This is a genomic window from Bordetella genomosp. 7 (genome assembly GCF_002261415.1).
Classification (GTDB): domain Bacteria; phylum Pseudomonadota; class Gammaproteobacteria; order Burkholderiales; family Burkholderiaceae_B; genus Bordetella_A.
This window is the reverse complement of record NZ_NEVI01000005.1, coordinates 87136-100577: the sequence shown is the minus strand read 5'-3', so window position 1 is coordinate 100577 and position 13442 is coordinate 87136. Positions and strand designations below refer to the sequence as shown.

Sequence of the window (13442 nt, the reverse complement as noted above, 5' to 3'; positions counted from 1 at the left end):
TAAATAGCGCATGACGCGGGCGCTGGCTCCCGCGCGCAGGCCGATATCCGCATGGACTCTTCCGTCAAAGAAGCACTGGCCAAGTGGCCCAACGTGCCCGCCGTTTTCGGCTGGCTGTCGCTGGACGAGCGTGGCCGCTGGCGGCTGCATCCACAAGGCGATGCCGCGGCGGGCGGAATGGGCGAATCAATCCCGAATACGCAGATCGTGGCCTTCATCGACCGCAATTATGACGTCGACGAACAGGGTCGCTGGTTCTTCCAGAATGGCCCGCAACGGGTCTATGTGCGCCTGGACGGGGCGCCTTATCTGCTGCGGCGCGCGGACGACGGTATTGCGCTGGTGACCCATACTGGCCTGCCCGTGCGCGGCGTGTCCGCCTGGTGGCTTGACGACACGGGCCGGCTCTATGCGCAGGCGGACGTCGGCCCGGCGATGGTAGACGACCGCGACCTGCCGGCCCTGCTCGAGCAGCTGCGCACCGTGGCCGGCAACGCCGTGGCCGATGTGCTCGAGACCAACGACGCGCCGGTCCGGCTGACACATCCGGCGCTGGCCGGCGCGGCAGACCTGCATTGCCACACCAGCCGGGCCGATATCCCGGCACGCTTGGGCTTCGTGGCCCAGCCCAGGCCCTGAAGCGCTGCCGCGCAGAAGTCTGGAGACTGCCGGTAGAATCGACGCCATGACCGATCAATCGCCCGTGAACTATTTCCCCGCCCCACGCCGCGCGCGCTTCTGCAGCCAGTGCGGCACGCCGATAACGCGACGCGTGCCGGAAGGCGACAACCGCGAACGCGACGTCTGCGACCGCTGCGGCGCAATTCATTATCAGAATCCGCGGCTGGTGGTGGGCACCTTGCCGGTGTGGGACAACCGCATCTTGTTGTGCAGGCGCGCCATCGAACCGCGCTATGACACCTGGACGCTGCCTGCCGGATTCATGGAACTGGGCGAAAGCACGGCCCAGGGCGCGGCGCGCGAAACGCTCGAAGAATCTGGCGCCCGCATCGAGCTCGGCCAGTTGTTCACCGTGATAGACGTGCCCCAGATTGACCAGGTCCATGTGTTCTACCTGGCGCAGGCGCTGGACCCGCGCCTGGATCCCGGCCCCGAAAGCCTGGACGCGCGCTACTACGACGAAGCCGACATTCCGTGGAATGACCTGGCCTTCCGCACGGTGGCCACCACGCTGGAACGGTTCCTGGAAGATCGCCGCAGCGGCGCGTTCCAGACCCACCATTACACGCTCGAGTCGCATCGCTGACCTTGAAGCTGCCCTGGCTACTGCACGATACGCCGTTTCCGCCGGTCGAACTCGCACTGTCCGATCCGGCGGGCCTGCTGGCGGCAGGCGCCGATCTTTCTATCGAGCGCCTGACGGCCGCCTACTCTCAAGGCATATTCCCCTGGTATAGCGAAGGCGAGCCGCTGCTCTGGTGGAGCCCCGATCCGCGCATGGTGCTGGCTTGCGAAGATTTCGCTCCCTCGCATTCGCTGCGCAAATTGCTGCGCAAGATCGAGCGCGATGAAAACAGCCTGCTGCCGCGCGTGCAAGTGCGGGTCGACACGAACTTCGCCACGGTGATGGCCTGCTGCGCCGCCCCGCGCGACGGCCAGGCGGGCACCTGGATCACGCCCGCGATCCGGCAGGCCTATGGAGCCTGGCACGAGGCAGGCGTGGCGCATAGCGTCGAGACCTGGATAGACGGCGAGCTGGCCGGCGGCTTGTATGGCGTGAGCCTGGGCCGCATGTTTTTCGGCGAATCGATGTTTACCCGCGCGCCCGATGCCTCGAAAGTGGCGCTGGCCTACCTGGTGGCGTTTTTGCGCCGCGCCGGGGTGGCATGGATCGACTGCCAGCAGCAGACACGGCACCTGGGCAGCATGGGCGCCCGGCCGGTGCCGCGCGAAGACTTCGTCAGGCATGTGCGCCAGGCGGTCACCCAGCCCGCGCCCGCCTGGCGGCGGGGCCGTCTGGACAGCCAGGGAATTCTGCATCCCGACTTGCCGTCGCGGTTGTTGTACTGACGCGCTTCAGCGTTAAGATGTAGGCCTGCCTGCCCGGGCCCGATGCCTGTGCAGGGCACGAATGAGCCAGCTTAAAGAACTCCCTTTCGCGACGCTGCAGTTCTACTCGACTGCCCCTTACCCATGCAGCTACCTGCCCGGGCGCCAGGCGCGCTCGCAGGTGGCCGCCCCCGGGCACCTGATCAACGCGGGGGCGTATTCGCAGTTGGTCGAGCAGGGTTTTCGCCGCAGCGGGCTTTTTACCTATCGGCCGCACTGCGATAACTGTCGCGCCTGCGTCCCGGTGCGGGTCGACGCCGCCCGCTTCTCGCCCAGCCGCAGCCAACGCCGCGCCTGGCGCGCGCACGAGGGCTTGCGTGCCTTCGTGGCCGAACTGGCGTGGTCGCCGGAACACTACGACCTGTATACGCGCTACCAGCAGGGCCGTCATCCGGGCGGCGGCATGGATGACGACAGCCGCACTCAATACGCACAGTTCCTGCTCACCAGCCGCGTCAACACACGCCTGGTCGAGTTCCGCGATGCGCAAGGCACGCTGGCCATGGTGTCCATCATCGACGTGCTGGACGACGGCATGTCGTCGGTCTACACCTTCTACGACCCCGATGCCCGCGGCAGCCTGGGCACGTACAACATCCTTTGGCAGATAGAGCAGTGCCGGACCTTGAACCTGCCCTGGCTATACCTGGGATACTGGATACGCGACAGCCGCAAGATGGCCTATAAATCGGCGTTCCGTCCGCTGCAGATACACGAGGACGGACACTGGCGCGAGCCGCCTGCCGATATGCGCTGACGGCTGCGCGCCGGGGCCCAAACTGGCTACAATTGCGCCCCATGTCCATACTATTCGATGCCTATCCCCTGGCGCGCCGGGCGCTGTTCGCAATGGATGCGGAAACCGCCCACGAAGTCACGCTGACCGGCCTGCAACGAGCCTACGAATGCGGGGTGACGCGGCGGCTGCTGCACGCCCGGCCGCAGGCGCGCACCACGCTGATGGGGTTGGCGCTGGACAATCCTGTGGGGCTGGCCGCGGGGCTCGATAAAAACGGGGCCTATATCGACGCGCTGGGCAACCTGGGGTTTGGGTTTGTCGAGGTAGGCACGGTTACGCCGCGCGCGCAGCCGGGCAACCCCAAGCCCCGCCTGTTCCGCCTGCCCCGCGCACAGGCCTTGATCAATCGGCTGGGCTTTAACAACCAGGGGCTGGACGCCTTCATCGCCAATGTGCGGCGCAGCCAGTGGCGCGCCCAGGGCGGGGTGCTGGGCCTGAACATCGGCAAGAACGCCGACACACCCATTGAACGCGCTGCCGATGACTATCTGGCCGGCCTGGAAGGCGTGTATCCGCATGCCGACTACGTCACGGTGAACATTTCGTCGCCGAACACGCAAAACCTGCGCGCACTGCAAGGCGGCGACGAATTATCGGCGCTGCTGGCCCGGCTGCGCGACAAGCGCGCCGAACTGGCCGACCTGCACCAGCGCCACGTGCCGCTGGCAGTAAAAATCGCGCCCGACCTGACACCAGAACAGATCGACGCCATCGCCGACATTCTGCCGCGCTACGGCATAGACGGTGTTATTGCCACCAACACCACCCTGTCGCGCGACGCCGTGACCGGCCAGCCACACGCCAATGAGGCAGGCGGCCTGTCGGGCGCTCCGGTGCATGCCCTGTCGCTTGCGGTCATCGAACGTCTGCGCCAGCGCATGGGGCCCGCGATGGCGATCATCGGCGTGGGCGGCATCCTGTCCGGGCAACAGGCCAGCGAGAAGATCGCCGCCGGTGCGAATGCCGTGCAGCTGTACACCGGCCTTATCTACCGGGGCCCAGCCCTGGTAGCCGAATGCGTGCGCGACATCAGCCGCGCCACCGCCTGAAGCCGCTGTTGCGCATCAAACAGAAAAGCCACCCGAAGGTGGCTTTTCTGTTTGATGCCGGGCTGTCGCCGCCGGTGGCCGGCGGCGCACCACGGCACGATCAGGCGGCGCGGCGGCCGCGCGTGGACTTGGTGGCGGCCTCGGCGGCGTCGGTCGCTGCCTTGAACGTGGCATTGGCGGCGGCGTTAAGGTTCGACTCGGCGACCTCGGCAGCCTGCCTGGCGGCCTTGCTCAGCGATTCGTAGGCGCCATTGGCGGTGGCCAGCGACGACTTCAGCAGGGCCACGGCGCTTTCGGAACCGGCGGGCGCGTTCTTGGACAGCTGCTCGACGGTTTCGGCGACCTGCTGTTGGCCCTGGGCAATTTGCTCTTCGGCCAGCCGCACCAGTTCGCCTTGCACGCCGGCAACGATGTCGTACACGTGTTTGCCATAGGCCAGGGCCTTTTCGGCGCCGGGCTGCACCAGGCTGCTGGCAAATGCCGCGGCTTCCTGCGGGTCTTTCACGCTGAAGGCCTGCTGCGAATTCTGGGCGACTTCGTCCAGGGTGGCCTTGACGACCTTCAGGTTCAGGTCGACCAGCTTTTCAAAGCCGGCGAACAGCGTGGCTTGCGTGGCAACCAGGGTGTTCAGGGTGGATTTCTGGCGGTCCAGAATCTGTTGGGGGATGGCGGTCATGGTGGTCTCCGGAAAAATATGGCCGGAAGCGACCCGGCAGAAAGGCGAGCTATGCGGTCGAGGCAAGCGAGCGGTTGGTACACCGACGGCACTTGTTGCACTGCACAAAAGTCATTTTACCGACATCCACCCCGCTGTCAAGCACTTTTTTGTGCGACGCAGCATGGGACCTTTGCGCTGCCGCAGATCGGGGGAAATACCCGGGTGACGCGGGTTGCTATGTTTCTTACACTGACGACCGGCCGATGGCGCTTCAAAAAAGCCCTCGCCAAAATGCCAACACCGCCGCGCATCACGCGGCACAGGAGACCTCATGAAATTTATCCCCCGTACCCTTTCGGCAATGCTGGCCGCTGGCGCGCTATTCGCTGGCGCCGCCCACGCTGAATACCCGGAACGGGCCATTAATATGGTGGTTCCCTTCTCGGCAGGCGGTCCCACTGACAACGTGGCGCGGTCGCTGGCCGAAGCCATGCGCCCCACGCTGGGCCAGACCGTCGTCGTCGAGAACAAGGCCGGCGCCGGCGGCACCATCGGCACCTCGTTCGTCGGCCGCGCCGACCCCGACGGCTACACGATCCTGCTGATGCACCTGGGCTTCACCACCGCCCCGTCGCTCTACAAAGACCCGGGCTACGATCCGTTCAAGAGCTTCCAGCCGGTAGGCCTGGTGGTCGACGTCCCGATGACCGTCATCGCGCGCGAAGACTTCCCGCCCAACAACATCAAAGAGCTGGTCGACTACGTCAAGCAGAACAAAGACAAGGTCTCGCTTGCCAACGCGGGCATCGGCGCCGCCAGCCACCTGTGCGGCACGATGCTGGTCGACGCCCTGGGCGTAGACCTGCTCACCATCCCCTACAAGGGTACGGGCCCCGCGATGAACGACCTGCTGGGCAAGCAGGTCGACATGCTGTGCGACCAGACCACCAACACCACGCAGCACATCAAGGCCAACAAGGTGAAGGCCTACGCGGTCACCAGCCTGAAGCGCGTGCCCACCCTTCCCGACCTGCCCACCATGGACGAATCGGGCTTCAAGGGGTTCCAAGTGGGTATCTGGCACGGCATCTGGGTTCCGAAGGGCACGCCCCAGCCCGTGGTCGACAAGCTAGTGAAGGCGCTCCAGGCCGGCCTGGCTGATCCGAAGTTCAAGGAGCGCATGGCGGGTCTGGGCGCCGAAGTGCTCAACGACGATGCCAACCCCAAGTCGCTCGACGCCAAGGTTCAGCAGCAAGTGCCGCAATGGGCCGACCTGTTCAAGAAGGCCGGCGTACCGCAACAATAAGACTAACAACCCTTGCCTTCGGGCACCTGAACCCCCGGCCTGGCCGGGGGTTTTTTGTTGGCGGCTGGCCTGGCCAGGCCAGAGAAGCAGGCGCTAGACGCGCACCGCATGGGGCGCCAGGCCCCGCCCCGCGCCATTGCCCACCACGGTGGGCTCATAGCCCAGCGCTTCGGATATGTTGCGCGCGGCGTCGACCAACGCCTGTATCCATTCGTCCTGCAGGCGCTCGGCGGGCGCCGAAATGGACAGACCAGCCACCAGCTTGCCGGCATCATCGAAAATGCCGGCGGCGATGCAGCGCACGCCGAGCTCGAGTTCTTCGTTGTCACGCGCGTAGCCATGCCGCCGCACCAGCGCCAGTTCGCGTTCCAGGCGGTCCAGGTCGGTAAGGCTGTTGCGCGTGTGCCCTGCCAGCCCGGTACGCATGGCATAGGCGCGCACCTGGCGGGTGTCGAAGGTGGAAAGAAACAGCTTTCCGGTGGACGTCAGGTGCAGCGGCGCCCGCCCCCCTATGGCGCGCACCACCTGCATGCCCGAACGTTCGCTCCAGGCCCGGTCGATGTAGACGATTTCGTCGCCCTGTTGCACAGACAGGTTGATTGTCTGCCCGGTTAGCTTGTGCAGCGTGCGCATGGCCGAAATCGCGGCTTCGCGCACATTGAGACGCCCTTTGACGAGCGAGCCGAGTTCCAGCAGGCGCATGCCCAGCTGGTACAGGCCGTTGTCGACGCGTTCGACGTAGCGGCCCACAACCAGGTCATTCAGAATGCGATGCGCCGTGGACGCATGCAGCCCGGTGGCGGCAGACAATTCTTTCAGGGTGACCGGATCAGAACGGGCGGCCAGTGCATCCAGCAGGCGCATGGCGCGCTCGATGACCTGGATAGCGATAGGAGAATGGGCCGGTGCATGCTCGCTGTCCGAGCCCGGCGCTATGGCTGGCATAGTGGAAGTCGCATTGAAAGATGAGCGCAGGACAGACAATTGCGCCTCGGAAGGGAAATGCCGCGCTGCAACAAATATGGGTTTCCCGTATTGTGAAATCTTGCAGCCGTTTTGGCAACCCGGGGCAGCCCTAGGGTGGGCCGCCCGCCGGCATGGCTACGCCGCCAGTCGGCCGCCCAGGCGCAGCACTTCGTGCTGCAGAAAGGCCAGGGCCGGCGCGGCGTGCTCGGGGTCGCCCTTTACGCCCAGCTCGATATGGGGCGGCCCGCCTTTGTCGCCCACGCTGGGCAGGCTGAAGGCGCTGACGCCGGGCCAGCGCTGTTCCAGCGCTTGCATGACCGGCGCGACCCGAGATTCGGGGATGCCGAAGACCAGGAACGAATGCTCGATGTGCGCGACCTGGTGATGCAACGCCGCGTAGCGGGTGTCGAGCGTCCATTCGAGCATTGGCCACGCCATGACGGGAAACCCCGGCACGAAGGTATGGTCGCGAATGAAGAAACCGGGAATGCGGTTATAGGGATTGGGCACGATCTCGCTGCCGGCCGGGAACACGCCCATCTGCAGGCGCTGCTGGTTTTCGGGCGCGGCCATGTCCGCGACGCCCTGCCCCTGGGCGGCCATCTCGGCCACGCGCTGCGCAATGGCCTGCTCGGCTTCGGGATGCAGGCGCAAGGGCAGGTCCAGCGCCGCCGCGGCGGCCTGGCGCGTGTGATCGTCCGGCGTGGCGCCGATGCCGCCGCATACCAGGACGATATCGCCCGACTCGAAGCTGCGCCGCAGGCCGGCCGTGAGCACCTGGCGGTCGTCGGGCAGAATTTCGGCACGCCCCAGCCGCAGCCCGCGCGCGGCCAGCAGTTCGACCACCTTGGCGAAGTGCTTGTCCTGGCGGCGGCCGGAAAGGATCTCATCGCCTACGATGATCAGGCCGATACGGCGCAACGAAGGGGCAGCGACCATGTGTTTTCGATGTCTCAGGGTTGGGCTTCGATGACGCGTTCCTGGCGCAGCCGGCGCAAAGCCTCGAGCCCGTAGTGCGCGTAGACCAGGCCCGAATACACGGGCAGGATGACCCAGGCAGGCGGCAACAGGTTCAGCAGCGAACAGATCAGGCCGATAATCCAGAAGCCGGTGTTGTGGCGTTCAAGCAGCATGCGCCGTTCTTCCGGGCTGGCATGCTCGACGATGGCGTCTACGCGCAACATGCGCGAAAACGCAAAGGCCCACCAGAAAATCGACAGCAGCACGGCCATGGGGGGCACCAGCCAGAAAGGCAGCGTCAATACCCAGCCCACGGCAAAGACTCCACTGACCCAGATGGCGTTCCAGACGCTGTAGGCCGTTGCATTGCGCCCCTGGCGGGACACGCCCGCGTATTCGCGCGCGCCCACGTGCCGCAGCACCAGCGGCATGACGAACACGGCGGCGATAGCCAGCCCCAGGATGCCCGAGATGGGCAGCAGGATGGCGGCCGCGATAACCGGGATCAGGTACAGCTTGATGGAAAACAGGCCTAGACCCACGAGCCAGGCGTCAAAGCTGTTGACGACCTGCCACTGCGAGGCCTGCACATTGAGCCATTCGGTCAGCGGCGTCCAGAACAGCCACAGCAGCAACAGCGCGCCCAGCAGCGCGATGACAAAAGGCAGCAGCACCGCCAGCAGCATGTTGGGATGGAACTGCGATACCAGCGCGCGCTTGAATGCCTGCGCAACGCCGGCCGCGCCTGCCGTGGCGGCACGGGCGGGGAACGACGACGCCGCGTCGGAACGGGGAGGAATCATGGGGAAAACCTGTCGGAAGACATGCCGGGTATCATAGTCTCAAATACGCTGCGATTTGATGCCATGTCCTTGCTCGTTCCCGGACCCGACACCCCCGCGTTGCGCGCCGCCCTGGCGCGGCCTCGCGCCGACACCTGGCTGGTTGCCTGCTTCTGCGCGGCCTGGTGCGATACCTGCGGCCAATACCGGCCGCGTCTTGCGGCGCTGGCCAATACCCAGCCCGAGCGCGTATTTGCCTGGATAGACATCGAAGATCACCCCGACCTGCTGGGCGATGAAGACGTCGAGAATTTTCCTACCCTGCTCGTGCAGGTGGGTTCGCGAGTGGTGTTCTACGGGCCGATGCTGCCGCATATCGGCCACCTGGAAAGGCTGCTCGACAGCCTGGGCCCCGACAGCCCGGCGGTGCAAACCGATCTGCCCGACGTGCCCGCCCTGCTCTGCGCCTGAGCCTTTACTGGGGTTTGCGGCTGCCGCCCAGCAGCACCGCCACTTGCCGCTTCGGGGCGCCGGAACGGGGCTCGGGCCTGGAGGCGCCGGTGTCGGGCGCCGCCGCCGAAGGCTCGTAGGGCTTGTAGAAGAAATCGTCCACGGGCTGGCGCGGCGCGCTGTATGCCGACGAGGCATGGCGCTCGCGCCCGCTGCGGGCCCGAGGCTCGCGGGTGTGGCTGCGCACGACCAGTTCGCGGGGCACATCGAGCTTGCCGCGCGCCACCGGGCGCTTGGTCAGTTTCTCGATGTCTTGCAGGTAGCGTTCTTCGTCGGACGTGAACAGCGCAATGGCCTCGCCCGTGGCGCCGGCGCGGCCGGTACGGCCAATGCGGTGCACGTAGTCTTCGGCATTGTGCGGAAGGTCGTAGTTGATGACGCAAGGCACGCCGGCCACGTCCAGCCCGCGCGCGGCCACGTCTGTGGCCACCAGGACTTCGAGCTCGCCGGCCTTGAAGGCATCCAGGGCCTTCATGCGGTCGGCCTGGCTCTTGTCGCCATGAATGGATTCGGCCCGCACACCGTCGCGCTCGAGTTCGCGTGCCAGGCGGGCAGTGCCGATCTTGGTGTTGGAGAACACGATCACCTGCTTCAGGCCGCGCGACTTGACCAGGTGCACCACCGCGGCGCGCTTGGCATCGCTGGGCATCTGGTAGGCAATCTGGCTGACCGTATCCGCCGTGGCATTGCGCGCGGCCACTTCGATTTCGACGGGCTGGTTCAGGTAGGTGCGGCCCAGCTTGCGGATTTCGTTGCTGAAGGTGGCCGAGAAAAGCAGGCCCTGCCGCTGGGCCGGCAGCAACCGCACGATACGGTCGAGGTCGGGCAGGAAGCCCATGTCGAGCATGCGGTCGGCTTCGTCGAGCACCAGAATGCCGACCTGGCTGAGGTTGACGGTTTTCTGCTCGACGTGGTCCAGCAGCCGGCCGGGCGTGGCCACCAGGATTTCGCAACCGCGGCGCAGGGCTTCTTTCTGGGGGCCGATGTCGACGCCGCCAAACACCACTGCCGAACGCAATGGCGTGTGCTTGCTGTAGCGCTTGACGCTTTCGTACACCTGGTCGGCCAGTTCGCGCGTGGGCGTGAGGATCAGCGCTCGCACCGGATGCCGGGCCGGCGACGCGCTGGTGTTGGCCAGCGGCATCAGGCGGTGCAGGATGGGCAGCGTGAATGCCGCCGTCTTGCCCGTGCCGGTTTGCGCAGCCCCCATGACGTCGCGCCCCGCCATGACCGGCGGCAACGCTTGCGCCTGGATGGGCGTGGGCGTGGTGTATCCGGTGTCGGCCACCGACTGGAGCAGTTGGGGATGCAGTCCGAAGTCGGTGAAAGTCGGGGTGGGAGCGTCGGCGCTGGGTGCTGCGGGTATGTTGGTGTCAGTCATCAGGATAGGCAGATGCCGGGGCAGTGAAAAAGAACAAAACGAGTATGCTGCCAAGCCCGGATTGCTGTGGATAACTTTATTTTAGCGCAGCCGGCCCGGGGGATCAGCCGGCCAGCCAGCGCAGCGCCCACAAGACCGCCATGCCGGCCACGATGACGGCCACGGCGCTGCGCGTGCGCAGGAACACCATCACCCCCACCATCGCCGCCACCAGGCGGTAGTCGAACGCCGGCCCGGCGCCGGCTTTCCAGGGCAGCAGGTCGGGCACGATGATGGCCGTCAGCGCGGCTGCGGGCGCATAACGCAACGCGCGCCGCACGCCATCGGGCAACGGCACGTAGTCGCCGAACACCATGAATCCCGCCCGGGTTATCACGCTGCACAGCGCCAGCAGCAAGATGGCGGAATAAACATAGATTTCGGATGGCCAGAAGGTCATGCGCGCCCCGTTTTGTGGAAATACCGTTCAGCCCAGATGCCTGCCAGTATCCCCATGATGACGGCGGCGGCAAGGCCCAGCCGCAAGGGCAGCAACTGGCCGACCCAGGCCGTCACCCCCGCGGCCAGCATGGAAACAAGCATAGACTTGGAGTTGGCCAGCGGCACGGTGATGGCAAGCAGGGCAAGCACCGCCGCAAAATCCAGCGACCAGCCGGTAGGCACCAATGCGCCCAGGTAGATGCCGGCAATCGATGCGCTCTGCCACACCAGCCAGCCGGGCGCGATGGTTCCCAGGAAATACCACAGCTGTTCGCGGGTGCCGCGCTGGGCGGCGTCGCCAAAGCGCGGCATGAACAGCACGAACCCCATGTCGGTGGTGAAATAGCCCAGCGCAAGACGCCTGGGCCAGGGCAGGTGGCGAAAGAACGGATGCAGGGCCGCGCCGAAGATCAGGAAGCGCAGGTTGACCACGCACCCGGCCATGAAGATCAGCCACAGGGGGGCTCCGCTGGCGATCAGGGGCAGCGAAGTCAGCTGGGCCGATCCGGCGTACAGCAGCAGGGTCATGGCCAGCGCCATGGATTCGGTAAGGCCCGACTTCACCATGGCCACCCCCGTGACCAGGCCCCAGGTGGCCGTGGCGATCAGCGCCGGGACAATGGCGTGCACGCCCTGGCGGAACGCGGCCAGGCGCTCTTGGCGCAACAGCCGGGTCGAGTCGGACGAATCTGGCGAGTCAGGAAGCACCGGCGGCCCCCTGGCTAATGGAACTGGACGGCATGGAACTCATCAAAGAAAAGCACATACGCGCAGGCCAGTTCGCCCGGCGCGGCGCCGAGCACGGGCCGGCGCTGAAAGAGCGGCATTGTACTCTTGCCGCTTGATACAATAGGCGCCACTTTCAGGGGGATACAACCATGTCGATGGCAGACCGAGACGGCTATATCTGGTACGACGGCAAGCTTGTGCCCTGGCGCGACGCCACCACGCATGTGCTGACCCACTCCCTGCACTACGGCCTGTCTGTCTTCGAAGGCCTGCGCGCCTATAAAACGGCGTCCGGCACGGCCATCTTCCGCCTGCAAGACCACACCCGGCGGCTGTGCAATTCGGCGCATATCTACCAGATCCCCATGCCCTTCGACGCCGACACGCTCAATGCGGCGCAATGCGAGGTGGTGCGGGCCAACCAGCTTGAATCGTGCTACGTGCGGCCGCTGGTGTTCTACGGTTCCGAGAAAATGGGCGTCTCGCCCAAGGGCGCCCAGGTGCACGTGGCGATCGCCGCATGGCCGTGGGGCGCCTACCTGGGCGAAGAGGCGCTGGCGCAGGGCATACGCGTCAAGGTGTCGTCATACGCGCGCCAGCACGTCAACGTCACCATGCCGCGCGCCAAGGTGGCCACTACCTACGCCAACTCCATCCTCGCCAACGCCGAAGCCCTGGAAAACGGCTACGACGAGGCCCTGCTGCTGGATACGGAAGGCTTCGTGGCCGAAGGCGCGGGCGAGAACCTGTTCATCGTCAAGGATGGCGTCATCTGCGAACCCGAGATCGCGTCCGCCCTCACCGGCATTACGCGTTCCACCGTGCATGCGCTGGCGGCCGACCTGGGCATTCCCGTGGTCACCAAGCGCCTGACGCGCGACGACGTCTACATTGCCGACGAAGCCTTCTTTACCGGCACCGCTGCCGAAGTCACCCCCATCCGCGAAGTCGACAATCGCAAGATCGGGGCGGGTCGGCGCGGCCCGGTTACCGAGAAACTCCAGACGGCCTTCTTCGATGTGGTGAGCGGCCGCAACCCCAAATATGCGCACTGGCTCACCCAAGTCTGAACACCGCATCCTTCCATCCAAGTTTTTTAGGACTGATCCATGACCGCAGCCGCTGCCGCCGCCGCGCCCTCCCCCGAAGCCATTGAAGTCGGCGCCGAAGACTTGCCGGTGTACTGCCCCGGACCCAAGGCGCCACTCTGGAGCATGCACCCGCGCGTATATCTCGACGTTACCCATACCGGGTCGGCGCGCTGCGCGTATTGCGGCGCCGAATACCGTCTGAAGCCGGGCACTGTCGTCCGCGGCCACTGACGCGCCATGTTCGCCACGCCCGAAGAAGCCGAGCAAGCGTTCTACGAAGCGCTTGAGCAAGCCGATACCGATCGCCTGATGCAGATATGGGCCGACGACGAAGAAGTCGTCTGTATCCATCCGGGCGGGCTGCGCGTGGTCGGCCATCTGGCGGTGCAGGAATCGTGGCAACAACTGCTGGCGGCCGGCCCATTGCACATCCGGCCGCTGCGCCCGCTGGTCATGCAGAGCATGATGTGCTCGGTGCACACGCTGGTTGAACAGGTCATGGTGCGCACGCAAGGCGGCACGCAATACGCCAACTGCTATGCCACCAACATCTTCCATAAAGGGCCAACCGGATGGCGCATGGTCGTGCACCACGCGTCGGCGGCGCCCGACGATGCCGGGGTCCTCGATTTACACGACGTACCCGACCGGCTCCACTGAC

Annotated in this window: 17 protein-coding genes; 10 read left to right on the top strand and 7 right to left on the bottom strand. The window is 65.7% G+C overall.

Features of this window, described 5'->3' with window-relative positions; genetic code table 11:
• The first annotated feature begins 51 nt into the window (after positions 1 to 51).
• The 5 genes from CAL18_RS03200 to CAL18_RS03180 all read left to right on the top strand — a co-directional run bounded on the left by CAL18_RS03200 (position 52) and on the right by CAL18_RS03180 (position 3918).
• Entirely contained in the window at positions 52 to 639 is a 588-nt protein-coding gene (locus CAL18_RS03200; protein WP_094817326.1) for a DUF2946 family protein, read from the top strand.
• Between the two features lie 46 nt (positions 640 to 685).
• Positions 686 to 1267, top strand: a complete 582-nt coding sequence (locus CAL18_RS03195; protein WP_026638479.1) for an NUDIX hydrolase — start codon at positions 686 to 688, stop codon at positions 1265 to 1267.
• Between the two features lie 2 nt (positions 1268 to 1269).
• On the top strand, positions 1270 to 2031 hold the full coding sequence (aat, locus tag CAL18_RS03190) for a leucyl/phenylalanyl-tRNA--protein transferase (protein WP_094817325.1): 762 nt from the start codon (positions 1270 to 1272) through the stop codon (positions 2029 to 2031).
• A 61-nt stretch (positions 2032 to 2092) separates the two neighbouring features.
• Entirely contained in the window at positions 2093 to 2827 is a 735-nt protein-coding gene (locus CAL18_RS03185; protein WP_026638481.1) for an arginyltransferase, read from the top strand.
• A 41-nt stretch (positions 2828 to 2868) separates the two neighbouring features.
• Positions 2869 to 3918: a quinone-dependent dihydroorotate dehydrogenase gene (locus CAL18_RS03180; RefSeq protein ID WP_094817324.1), complete on the top strand. Its 1050-nt coding sequence runs from the start codon at positions 2869 to 2871 to the stop codon at positions 3916 to 3918.
• Positions 3919 to 4018: 100 nt separating this feature from the next.
• Here the strand turns inward: CAL18_RS03180 and phaP are convergent, their stop codons facing one another.
• Positions 4019 to 4594 (bottom strand): TIGR01841 family phasin, encoded by a 576-nt coding sequence (gene phaP, locus CAL18_RS03175; RefSeq protein ID WP_026638483.1) that lies wholly within the window; start codon positions 4592 to 4594, stop codon positions 4019 to 4021.
• A 313-nt stretch (positions 4595 to 4907) separates the two neighbouring features.
• On the opposite strand from phaP, the gene CAL18_RS03170 reads away from it, so the two are divergent.
• Complete coding sequence (locus CAL18_RS03170) at positions 4908 to 5882, top strand: tripartite tricarboxylate transporter substrate binding protein BugD (RefSeq protein WP_026638484.1); 975 nt, start codon at positions 4908 to 4910, stop codon at positions 5880 to 5882.
• A gap of 93 nt (positions 5883 to 5975) precedes the next feature.
• Here the strand turns inward: CAL18_RS03170 and CAL18_RS03165 are convergent, their stop codons facing one another.
• The 3 genes from CAL18_RS03165 to CAL18_RS03155 all read right to left on the bottom strand — a co-directional run bounded on the left by CAL18_RS03165 (position 5976) and on the right by CAL18_RS03155 (position 8611).
• Positions 5976 to 6827 carry an IclR family transcriptional regulator gene (locus tag CAL18_RS03165; RefSeq protein ID WP_094817323.1) on the bottom strand — a complete coding sequence of 284 codons (852 nt, stop codon included), beginning with the start codon at positions 6825 to 6827 and terminating at the stop codon, positions 5976 to 5978.
• Between the two features lie 156 nt (positions 6828 to 6983).
• Positions 6984 to 7787 (bottom strand): competence/damage-inducible protein A, encoded by an 804-nt coding sequence (locus tag CAL18_RS03160; RefSeq protein ID WP_094817322.1) that lies wholly within the window; start codon positions 7785 to 7787, stop codon positions 6984 to 6986.
• Positions 7788 to 7801: 14 nt separating this feature from the next.
• On the bottom strand, positions 7802 to 8611 hold the full coding sequence (locus CAL18_RS03155) for an EI24 domain-containing protein (protein WP_026638487.1): 810 nt from the start codon (positions 8609 to 8611) through the stop codon (positions 7802 to 7804).
• A gap of 63 nt (positions 8612 to 8674) precedes the next feature.
• On the opposite strand from CAL18_RS03155, the gene CAL18_RS03150 reads away from it, so the two are divergent.
• Positions 8675 to 9061, top strand: a complete 387-nt coding sequence (locus CAL18_RS03150; protein WP_026638488.1) for a thioredoxin family protein — start codon at positions 8675 to 8677, stop codon at positions 9059 to 9061.
• 4 nt (positions 9062 to 9065) lie between these two features.
• On the opposite strand, the gene CAL18_RS03145 is transcribed toward CAL18_RS03150, so the two are convergent.
• The 3 genes from CAL18_RS03145 to CAL18_RS03135 all read right to left on the bottom strand — a co-directional run bounded on the left by CAL18_RS03145 (position 9066) and on the right by CAL18_RS03135 (position 11591).
• Positions 9066 to 10481 (bottom strand): DEAD/DEAH box helicase, encoded by a 1416-nt coding sequence (locus CAL18_RS03145; protein WP_094817321.1) that lies wholly within the window; start codon positions 10479 to 10481, stop codon positions 9066 to 9068.
• Positions 10482 to 10584: 103 nt separating this feature from the next.
• Positions 10585 to 10920, bottom strand: coding sequence for an AzlD domain-containing protein (locus tag CAL18_RS03140; protein ID WP_026638490.1), 336 nt, complete (start codon positions 10918 to 10920; stop codon positions 10585 to 10587).
• Complete coding sequence (locus CAL18_RS03135; RefSeq protein WP_094817360.1) at positions 10917 to 11591, bottom strand: AzlC family ABC transporter permease; 675 nt, start codon at positions 11589 to 11591, stop codon at positions 10917 to 10919. The genes CAL18_RS03140 and CAL18_RS03135 overlap by 4 nt, the downstream gene beginning before the upstream one ends.
• Before the next feature lie 248 nt (positions 11592 to 11839).
• Between CAL18_RS03135 and CAL18_RS03130 the strand changes: the two genes are divergently transcribed.
• The 3 genes from CAL18_RS03130 to CAL18_RS03120 are packed head-to-tail and all read left to right on the top strand — an operon-like array spanning position 11840 to position 13441.
• Positions 11840 to 12760, top strand: a complete 921-nt coding sequence (locus CAL18_RS03130; protein ID WP_026638492.1) for a branched-chain amino acid transaminase — start codon at positions 11840 to 11842, stop codon at positions 12758 to 12760.
• A 39-nt stretch (positions 12761 to 12799) separates the two neighbouring features.
• Positions 12800 to 13012, top strand: coding sequence for a zinc-finger domain-containing protein (locus tag CAL18_RS03125; RefSeq protein WP_026638493.1), 213 nt, complete (start codon positions 12800 to 12802; stop codon positions 13010 to 13012).
• Positions 13013 to 13018: 6 nt separating this feature from the next.
• Positions 13019 to 13441, top strand: coding sequence for a YybH family protein (locus tag CAL18_RS03120; protein WP_026638494.1), 423 nt, complete (start codon positions 13019 to 13021; stop codon positions 13439 to 13441).
• The last annotated feature ends 1 nt before the right edge of the window (position 13442 follow it).

Coding starts and splice junctions, on each gene's coding strand:
- CAL18_RS03170 (WP_026638484.1), top strand. CDS start 4,908: ATGAAATTTATCCCCCGTACCCTTTCGGCAATGCTGGCCGCTGGCGCG.
- CAL18_RS03165 (WP_094817323.1), bottom strand. CDS start 6,827: ATGCCAGCCATAGCGCCGGGCTCGGACAGCGAGCATGCACCGGCCCAT.
- CAL18_RS03140 (WP_026638490.1), bottom strand. CDS start 10,920: ATGACCTTCTGGCCATCCGAAATCTATGTTTATTCCGCCATCTTGCTG.
- CAL18_RS03155 (WP_026638487.1), bottom strand. CDS start 8,611: ATGATTCCTCCCCGTTCCGACGCGGCGTCGTCGTTCCCCGCCCGTGCC.
- CAL18_RS03195 (WP_026638479.1), top strand. CDS start 686: ATGACCGATCAATCGCCCGTGAACTATTTCCCCGCCCCACGCCGCGCG.
- CAL18_RS03145 (WP_094817321.1), bottom strand. CDS start 10,481: ATGACTGACACCAACATACCCGCAGCACCCAGCGCCGACGCTCCCACC.
- CAL18_RS03200 (WP_094817326.1), top strand. CDS start 52: ATGGACTCTTCCGTCAAAGAAGCACTGGCCAAGTGGCCCAACGTGCCC.
- phaP (WP_026638483.1), bottom strand. CDS start 4,594: ATGACCGCCATCCCCCAACAGATTCTGGACCGCCAGAAATCCACCCTG.
- CAL18_RS03180 (WP_094817324.1), top strand. CDS start 2,869: ATGTCCATACTATTCGATGCCTATCCCCTGGCGCGCCGGGCGCTGTTC.
- CAL18_RS03150 (WP_026638488.1), top strand. CDS start 8,675: ATGTCCTTGCTCGTTCCCGGACCCGACACCCCCGCGTTGCGCGCCGCC.
- CAL18_RS03120 (WP_026638494.1), top strand. CDS start 13,019: ATGTTCGCCACGCCCGAAGAAGCCGAGCAAGCGTTCTACGAAGCGCTT.
- CAL18_RS03160 (WP_094817322.1), bottom strand. CDS start 7,787: ATGGTCGCTGCCCCTTCGTTGCGCCGTATCGGCCTGATCATCGTAGGC.
- CAL18_RS03185 (WP_026638481.1), top strand. CDS start 2,093: ATGAGCCAGCTTAAAGAACTCCCTTTCGCGACGCTGCAGTTCTACTCG.
- CAL18_RS03130 (WP_026638492.1), top strand. CDS start 11,840: ATGTCGATGGCAGACCGAGACGGCTATATCTGGTACGACGGCAAGCTT.
- CAL18_RS03125 (WP_026638493.1), top strand. CDS start 12,800: ATGACCGCAGCCGCTGCCGCCGCCGCGCCCTCCCCCGAAGCCATTGAA.